The 7,356-nt window shown below is 58.0% G+C and carries 11 protein-coding genes; 5 read left to right on the top strand and 6 right to left on the bottom strand.

The features are described 5' to 3' along the window. Positions 1–1,043: hypothetical protein (locus HFM78_RS08335; protein ID WP_287128973.1), on the top strand; the 1,043-nt coding region annotated here is incomplete at its 5' end. Positions 1,044–1,116: 73 nt separating this feature from the next. Here HFM78_RS08335 and HFM78_RS08330 read toward each other — a convergent pair. Beyond that, positions 1,117–1,260, bottom strand: coding sequence for a hypothetical protein (locus HFM78_RS08330; protein ID WP_287128972.1), 144 nt, complete (start codon positions 1,258–1,260; stop codon positions 1,117–1,119). Positions 1,261–1,346: 86 nt separating this feature from the next. Then, the gene (gene queA, locus HFM78_RS08325; RefSeq protein WP_287128971.1) at positions 1,347–2,384 is read right to left on the bottom strand and encodes a tRNA preQ1(34) S-adenosylmethionine ribosyltransferase-isomerase QueA; all 1,038 of its coding nucleotides are present in this window, start codon (positions 2,382–2,384) and stop codon (positions 1,347–1,349) included. Between the two features lie 55 nt (positions 2,385–2,439). On the opposite strand from queA, the gene rph reads away from it, so the two are divergent. Then, on the top strand, positions 2,440–3,207 hold the full coding sequence (gene rph, locus HFM78_RS08320) for a ribonuclease PH (protein WP_287128970.1): 768 nt from the start codon (positions 2,440–2,442) through the stop codon (positions 3,205–3,207). On the opposite strand, the gene HFM78_RS08315 is transcribed toward rph, so the two are convergent. The 4 genes from HFM78_RS08315 to HFM78_RS08300 all read right to left on the bottom strand — a co-directional run bounded on the left by HFM78_RS08315 (position 3,122) and on the right by HFM78_RS08300 (position 5,969). After that, entirely contained in the window at positions 3,122–3,565 is a 444-nt protein-coding gene (locus HFM78_RS08315; RefSeq protein ID WP_287128969.1) for an EVE domain-containing protein, read from the bottom strand. The genes rph and HFM78_RS08315 overlap by 86 nt on opposite strands. An 8-nt stretch (positions 3,566–3,573) precedes the next feature. Beyond that, positions 3,574–3,765: a (2Fe-2S)-binding protein gene (locus HFM78_RS08310; RefSeq protein ID WP_287128968.1), complete on the bottom strand. Its 192-nt coding sequence runs from the start codon at positions 3,763–3,765 to the stop codon at positions 3,574–3,576. A gap of 2 nt (positions 3,766–3,767) precedes the next feature. Further along, a complete protein-coding gene (locus tag HFM78_RS08305) occupies positions 3,768–4,985 on the bottom strand; it encodes an HhoA/HhoB/HtrA family serine endopeptidase (RefSeq protein ID WP_287128967.1) in 1,218 nt (405 codons plus the stop codon). 198 nt (positions 4,986–5,183) lie between these two features. Beyond that, a complete protein-coding gene (locus tag HFM78_RS08300; protein WP_287128966.1) occupies positions 5,184–5,969 on the bottom strand; it encodes a S9 family peptidase in 786 nt (261 codons plus the stop codon). 60 nt (positions 5,970–6,029) lie between these two features. Here HFM78_RS08300 and HFM78_RS08295 point away from each other — a divergent pair, with 60 nt between their 5' ends. The 3 genes from HFM78_RS08295 to HFM78_RS08285 all read left to right on the top strand — a co-directional run. Then, positions 6,030–6,215: a protochlorophyllide oxidoreductase gene (locus tag HFM78_RS08295; protein ID WP_287128965.1), complete on the top strand. Its 186-nt coding sequence runs from the start codon at positions 6,030–6,032 to the stop codon at positions 6,213–6,215. Between the two features lie 20 nt (positions 6,216–6,235). Beyond that, positions 6,236–6,883, top strand: a complete 648-nt coding sequence (locus HFM78_RS08290; protein WP_287128964.1) for an LON peptidase substrate-binding domain-containing protein — start codon at positions 6,236–6,238, stop codon at positions 6,881–6,883. Continuing rightward, positions 6,884–7,356: alanine dehydrogenase (locus tag HFM78_RS08285; protein ID WP_396034956.1), on the top strand; the 473-nt coding region annotated here is incomplete at its 3' end.

The following is a 7,356-nucleotide window of genomic DNA, read 5'->3' as shown; positions in this document are numbered from 1 at the left end:
CCTATCAACGATTTTTGGTGACGGGGCGCACCCAAGCTGACTGGGATTGGTACGCACGGGGAGCGGTCCTTTTTCTGGGAGGGGACCAGGGGTTTACCTGCTGGATTGCTCGTCGTCTGGGCTATCCCCTGGTGGTCTACGCCGAATGGCAGGTGCGCTATAGCCGTTGGATGGACCGTGTGGGACTGAGGACTGCCCAGGTCTACCCCCAATACCAGCAACAGCCGGAAAAGTTCCGCCTGGTGGGCGACCTGAATATTGACGGGGTGATGAGCCGGGGTCCTTCGCCCTTGGCGGCGGGGACCTGGGTGGGGTTACTCCCCGGCTCCAAGGGGCTGAAGTTGGGTCTGGGTGGCCCCCTACTGATGGCGGTGGCGGAGCAGTTACAGGCCAAGCACCCCGTACAGTTTGTCCTCCCCGTGGCCCCCACCCTGAGCCTCGCCCAGCTAGCCCATTACGTGAGCCCTGCTAATCCCAACGTGGCCTTGATGGGCGGGATCACCGCGCGGCTAGAGGAACGGACGGATGGCCCAGTTCTCGTGACGACCCACGGGACTCAGGTGCGGCTCTGGACTGAGTTCCCAGCCTACGATGCCCTCGCTGGTTGTCGGTTCTGCCTCACTACGGTCGGCGTAAATACTGCCGAACTCGCTGCCCTCGGGGTCCCGATGGTCGTTTTGATCCCGCTTAATAAAATTGAAGTGATGAAAGCTTGGGATGGTCTACCGGGCTTGGTCATGAACTTACCTGTGCTCGGGAATTTCATCGCCCGCCGCGTCAACCCCTGGCTCATTCGTCGGACGGGGTTACTCGCTTGGCCCAACCTCCTCGCCGGACGCGCCATCGTCCCCGAACTCAAACAAGTCCTCACCGTTGCCGATGTGGTCCAAGCCAGCCTCCCTTTCCTGACTGATGACGACCTCCATCGCACCACCCGCACCCAACTCCTGGCGACCATGGGCGGGCAAGGGGCGGCTCAGAAACTAGTCGGTTTAGTGAAAGAGGTTTTAGGTTACTCAAGAGATGACACCGGATTCAGGTAAAGATCACTGCTTAGACGGTAGGAATGGCTGTTTACATGGTAAGAACCATCGCTCAACCGATAAAAACTGTTGCTCAGATGGTAAAAGTAGGGGCAAACAGGGTGGCGTTATCGTTGGGGTAGTAGAGGTCAGCAGTTTGTGGCGGGAGTCCCAGAGTGTCAAAGAAGGCGGAGGGGAGTTTCTGGAAGAAGGTGTAGAACAAGCCGTGGGTTTTCATGGACTAACGGTAGGCAGATGATTGGCGTTGTTCGTGCCCCAAGCTGAGTAACACAGAGGCTCGTTCACTAAATCCATGGCTAACCCTTAGCGCGGAGAATCTTGGTCTAAGAGCAACATCGCATCGCCAAAGGAATAAAACCGATAACCCTCCGCCACCGCTTCCCCATAGAGTTGCATCAGCCGTTCCCGTCCGACTAGGGCACTGACCAGCATCAACAACGAAGACCGGGGTAGATGGAAATTGGTAATTAGCCCCATCACCGTCCGCCAACGGTAGCCGGGATAGATGAAGAGGTCTGACCAACCCGTCCAAGGCTGCAACTGGGTCCCCTGACTCGCACTCTCTAGGGCACGGGCCACTGTCGTCCCCACCGCAATCACCCGTCCGCCCGCTCGCTGCGTCTCCTGAATTTGTGCCACTGTTGCTGGGGGTACCGTCAACCATTCCTGATGCAAAGTATGGGCACGAATATCCAAGGCCGCCACCGGACGAAAAGTCCCCAACCCGACATGGAGCGTGATGTAAGCCGTCTGGACACCCCGCCCTGCCAAGTCCATGAGCAACTCCGGGGTGAAATGTAATCCCGCCGTGGGAGCCGCCACCGCACCGGGGACCCGAGCCCAGACCGTTTGATACTGCTCAGCGGTAGCAGACTGGGTAATATAGGGCGGCAACGGCAAGGCCCCCGCCCCCTGGAGCCAATCCAGGAACGGCTTATTTTCTGGTAACTCAAAACGCACTACCCGCCGCCCCTGGGGAAGCCATTTTTGAATATGAGCCACCGCCCCATCTGCAAAAACCACGCACTGACCGGGTAAGAGCTTGCGCCCCGGACGGACCAAGCATTCCCACTGAGCCGGGGCTACTTCATGCAACAACAACACCTCCGCCTGTCCCCCCCCCGCCCGACGACCCAAAAGTCGCGCCGGGAGGACCCTCGTATCGTTGAGGACTAATAGATCCCCAGCCCGTAACCAGTGGGAGAGTTCAAAAAAGTGACTATGTTCATAATCCAAACCCTTCACCACCAATAGACGGCTATGGTCTCGGGGTAGGGCAGGCTGTTGGGCAATCGCGGTCGGGGGCAAGACGTAGTCGTAACCAGACAGGTCAAAATCCATAGTTCTCAGTACCAAGCAATACCACGATAGATTAAGGAAAACAGGGGTGTGAGCGATGCGGGTAGATGGACGGTTGGCGGACCAGTTGCGTCCGGTGTCCTTTGAGCGGGGCTACACCCATTTTGCGCCCGGCGCGGTCCTGGCGCGTTTTGGGGAGACAGCGGTCCTCTGTACGGTCTCGATTGAAGAAGAAGTGCCAGCTTTTTTGCGGGGGAAGGGTCAGGGTTGGTTAACCGCCGAGTATGCGATGCTCCCCGGTGCGACTCCAGGCGGACGGGCCAGACGAGAGCGGACCAGTGTCTCCGGGCGGACCCAGGAGATCCAACGGCTAATCGGTCGGTCCCTGCGGATGGCCCTGGACCTGTCTCGCTTGGGACCCCGGACCCTCACCGTGGATGCTGATGTCCTCCAAGCCGATGGCGGGACGCGCACCTGTGCCATTACGGGCGGGTATTTGGCCCTGCGCGATGCGGTGGATCATCTGCTGGCCCAAGGACTCCTCACCGAAGATCCCCTGACCACGACGATCGCGGCGGTCTCCGTGGGAATTGTGGACGGCGTGCCCTTACTAGACCTCTGTTATCAAGAGGACAGCCGCGCTGAAGTGGATATGAATGTCGTCGTCAACGGTCGGGGTGAACTGATTGAACTCCAGGCCACCGCTGAACAAGCCCCCTTTACCCTGCTCCAGCTAAACCAACTCACCACGTTGGCCTTAGGGGGTATTACCCAACTCTTCAATCACCAAGCCCCAACTGCTCAATCAATCGGAAATGTTCTGGAGCAACGGGTTGCACCGACAGTCTGGCCCCCCGTTGAATAACCATCAACCCAGTCAGTCCCGGATGATCCTTTAGCTCCCTCAAGCTAACCAGACAGGGGAATTTCGCCACAAAACCCAACTCCACCATTAGCCACGGGTTCTGGGGGATAGCTTTGGGGTCGTAGTAGGCATGGTTGGGGTCCTGGGCGGTGGGGTCAGGCTGGGCCGCTTGGCTAATTCGCGCTAACCCGGCGACTCCAGGCGGTTGGGCATTGGAATGATAAAAAAGCACCGCATCGCCGGCCTGCATCTGGTCACGCATCAAGTTCCGGGCTTGATAATTGCGGACCCCCTCCCAATGCGTCCGTCCATCGCGGGCCAAATCGTCAATGCTGTAGGAACCGGGCTCACTCTTCATCAACCACATCAAGGTTTAGCCCCGGTCGCTTGGGCCGCTTCCACCAAGGCCTCTACGTCAAACTGACAACTGCCACAGCCCGTGCAGGCCCCGCTCACCTGGACCACCCGCTCAAAATCCAACAGTTCACCCGCCAGTTTTTGCAGTTGGCCCCAGGTGCAGCGGTTACAGAAACACAACAACTCGTCTGGGTTATCCACCGTTACAGTTTGTCCGTGTCCGCTTTGTACTCCACGGTTTTGATGGCGATTTTCTGGGTCTTGTTGTCCCGGAGGATCGTGAACTCCACCGGGTCACCGACTTTGCGGTTGCCCACCGCATCCTGGACCGAACGCGCATCGGTTACGGGCTTGCCGTCTACGGCGGTAATCACATCACCTTTTTTGACCCCGCCCTTGGCGGCTGGGGAGTCCGGGACGACCCGCTGGACCAAAACGCCCTTATCCGTGGTCGGGACCGGGATATCCGCACTGGGGTCTTGCTTGATCTGGTCCACAATCTCCGGGGTCAGGCCCAACATACTCACGCCGACGTAGGGCCGGACGATCTTGCCCGTCTTAATCAGTTGGTAGGCAATCTCGCGGGCCTTATTGATGGGAATCGCAAACCCAATCCCCGAGGCTCCACTGATAATTGCGGTGTTTATCCCAATCACCTGACCGTAAATATTGATCAGTGGCCCGCCGGAATTACCCGGATTGATCGCCGCATCGGTCTGGATGAAGTCTACCCGCTTATCACCAATCTGGATCTCGCCACTGGAACGATTGAGGGCACTGATAATGCCAGCGGTGACGGTATTGCTAAACCCCAAGGGATTCCCTAGGGCAATCACCCACTCGCCGGGACGTAAACGCGTCGAATCACCAAGCTCGACGGTCGGCAGGGGTTGGTCACTCTCGACTTTGACCACCGCCACATCGGTCAAGGGGTCAATCCCCAGGACTGTGCCCTTGAAGCGTTTGCCATCGCGCAGAATTACGGTTACTTTGTCGGCGCCATCCACCACATGCTCGTTGGTAATGATGATGCCCGTACTATCAATAATGAACCCGGAACCCTCGCCGCGCTCTGGGGCACGCCTCGGCCCTAAGCCGTCCCGTTCCCCAAAGAAATCCCGGAAAAAAGGCGGGAGATCGCCGTTATCCCGCGCTTGGGGGCGGGGGGTCGTCTTCTCAATATCAATACTCACAATGGCCGGGGCTGCCTTCTCCGCTGCATCGGCAATGAAATTGGGACCGAGGGCCGTAGTGGCCCGTCCGAGACTCGCTGGAGTTGCTTGGAAATTCTCGGTCTGGGGCGCGGCGGGTGCGGGTGCCCCCTGGGTCACTTTTTCAAGGGAGGTCCCTAGGGCAAAGCTTCCCCCAGCCACCAAACCGGTCAGCCCGACCCAACCCAACCGTTGCTGCCACGTTGTCATCAAAACCTCCGAGAGACCCGACTGAGGCCCTGACTATCATCTTATCCAAGCAAATCAGAGGGTGCGGGTACTGCGCCATTTCCACAGCACAATCACGAGGGGTCCTGAACTCAAGATTAGAAACAGAAGGAGTAGAGAAATCAGCGTAGACATTAGGGCGGCTCCAGGAAACTGCTGACAAAAATTATAACCCCTAGTTTAGCTGATGATCGCGAGCCAATCGCACACCTGCTGGCTCACCCGTGCGTCTACTTGCCAATGGGGACGCAGGTTTTCTTCTAGGCTCCGCCAAGTTTGGGTCTGGACAAGCCAATGGTCTAAGTCAGGCAGGATAGCTAGGGTAGGGGGTTTACCAGTTTTGGTCAATTCGGCGGCAATCTGCTCGGACTCAACGGGCGGATAAACCCAGTCCATCGTGCCGTGAATTAATAGGATTGGACAATCTACTTGCAGGACAGGTTTCAACAGGAATAATCGTCGTCGTGCGCGGTACTGGGCTTGGAGTTGGGTTAGTTCTTCCTGGTGTAGAGCCTTGGGGGTGCTAGCTAGGGTTTCCTCAGCCATCCCGCCGTATTCAATCAAATCCCGCACGAACGTCGCTGGGGGAGCAAGCAGGATTAAGCCCCGGCAAGGAGTCCGTCCGGCCGCCAGGATCGCCAAACCCGCGCCCTCGGCGTGACCCAATAACACCAACTCCGGGCCAATCAATTCCCGCGCTTGGTCAATCACCGTCAAAAAGTCCTGCACGGTCTGTTCAGGTCCCGCGAAATCCCCTGGACTCAGGCCCACCCCCCGGCGGTCAAAGCGTAGACTCCCGATTCCCAAGGCCGTCAATTGCTCAGCCAACTGCTTGAGGGGCGCGAAACCCACATCTTGGTCATTCCCATCCCGGTCAGCCAAGGCACTGCCACAGGCGAAGACTACCCCCGGTGTGCCGGGACTGATTTCAGCATGGAGATGGCCCCTGGTTACGCTTAACTGCATCCGCCCGCCCCCAGACCTTAAACTCAATTACAATCTACAGTAAGTGTATCTAGGAAACCTGTGCAGCTGTCCAGCCCTGAGCCGGAACTGGTATGGACTCCCGAAGCCCTAGCCAAGCTCAATAATGTCCCTTTCTTTGCTCGGACCCAGGCGAAGAGTCGGTCAGAAGCTTTGGCGCGTGCCCGTTGGACGACTGTTATCACCGTTGAGGTGATTGAGGAAGCCCGCGCCGAGTTTGGTCAGTAACTACCACGAGGAATCGCTTCATGCCCCTGTCATCCGCCACGGTGGAGTTGCCCCTGTTCCCACTGCCTGAATCGGTCCTGTTCCCAGGTCAGCCCCTACCCTTACATATTTTTGAACCCCGCTACCGGATCATGATGAACACGGCCCTCGACACCGACCGCCGTTTTGGGGTGTTGCTCTGGAACCCTCAGACCAATGAACCCTGTAGTGTGGGCGGCTGCGCCGAGATCCTAGAGGCCAAACGACTCGAAAACGACTGTCTTAACGTCATGACTCGCGGTCAGCAACGCTTCCGGGTCCTGCGCTACACCCGCACCAAGCCCTACCGAGTCGGCCTCGTCGAATGGATTGAGGATGAACCGCTAGCTAATAACCCAACGCAACTCATTACCGAAGCCCGGAAGCTCTTGGTTGATGTGGTCCGACTCTCCAGTAAATTGCGTGACCAAGATATTCCCCTGCCGCCCCTGCCGACGGAAGCGCGGGAGTTGTCCTATTGGATTGGCGGCAGTTTTTATGGAGCGAGTGAGGAACAACAACTCCTCTTGGAGATGCAGGATACCGAGGAACGGCTCCAGCGCGAGATTGAAATTCTCCAGACCAGCTTGAAGCATCTGGCAGCCCGGACGGTCCTCAAGGACACCCTCAAAGATAGCCTGGAGGACTAAATGAAAATCGGCATCCCCAAAGAACTGAAAAACCAAGAGTTCCGGGTCGGGCTGACCCCGGCGGCGGTCCAGTACCTCGTCCTCCAGGGCCACCGGGTATTTATTGAACAGGGGGCGGGCTTGGGTTCTGGGTTCACCGATGACCAGTACAGCGGGCTCGGGGCTACGGTAGTTCCCCAACCCAGCGATGTCTGGCAACAGGAACTCGTGGTCAAGGTCAAAGAACCGTTGCCGGAGGAATATGCCTATTTACGCCCCGGTCAACTGCTCTTCACCTATTTACATCTGGCGGCAAACCGGACGCTGACGGAGATTTTAGTTAAATCCGGGGCCGACTGTATTGCCTACGAGACGGTCCAACTCCCCGACGGGCGGTTACCGCTGCTGACCCCGATGAGCATTATTGCGGGACGGTTGGCAGTCCAGTTTGGAGCTAGGTTCCTGGAGAAACAGCAGGGCGGGCGGGGCGTGCT

The sequence above is a fragment of the Candidatus Cyanaurora vandensis genome, assembly GCF_013285555.1.
Lineage (GTDB): Bacteria > Cyanobacteriota > Cyanobacteriia > Gloeobacterales > Anthocerotibacteraceae > Cyanaurora > Cyanaurora vandensis.
Note: the sequence above shows the minus strand (reverse complement) of the source record. Positions and strands in the feature narration are given on the sequence as shown.

Coding starts and splice junctions, on each gene's coding strand:
- HFM78_RS08290 (WP_287128964.1), top strand. CDS start 6,236: ATGCCCCTGTCATCCGCCACGGTGGAGTTGCCCCTGTTCCCACTGCCT.
- HFM78_RS08315 (WP_287128969.1), bottom strand. CDS start 3,565: ATGAAGAGTGAGCCCGGTTCCTACAGCATTGACGATTTGGCCCGCGAT.
- rph (WP_287128970.1), top strand. CDS start 2,440: ATGCGGGTAGATGGACGGTTGGCGGACCAGTTGCGTCCGGTGTCCTTT.
- HFM78_RS08305 (WP_287128967.1), bottom strand. CDS start 4,985: ATGACAACGTGGCAGCAACGGTTGGGTTGGGTCGGGCTGACCGGTTTG.
- queA (WP_287128971.1), bottom strand. CDS start 2,384: ATGGATTTTGACCTGTCTGGTTACGACTACGTCTTGCCCCCGACCGCG.
- HFM78_RS08330 (WP_287128972.1), bottom strand. CDS start 1,260: ATGAAAACCCACGGCTTGTTCTACACCTTCTTCCAGAAACTCCCCTCC.
- HFM78_RS08300 (WP_287128966.1), bottom strand. CDS start 5,969: ATGCAGTTAAGCGTAACCAGGGGCCATCTCCATGCTGAAATCAGTCCC.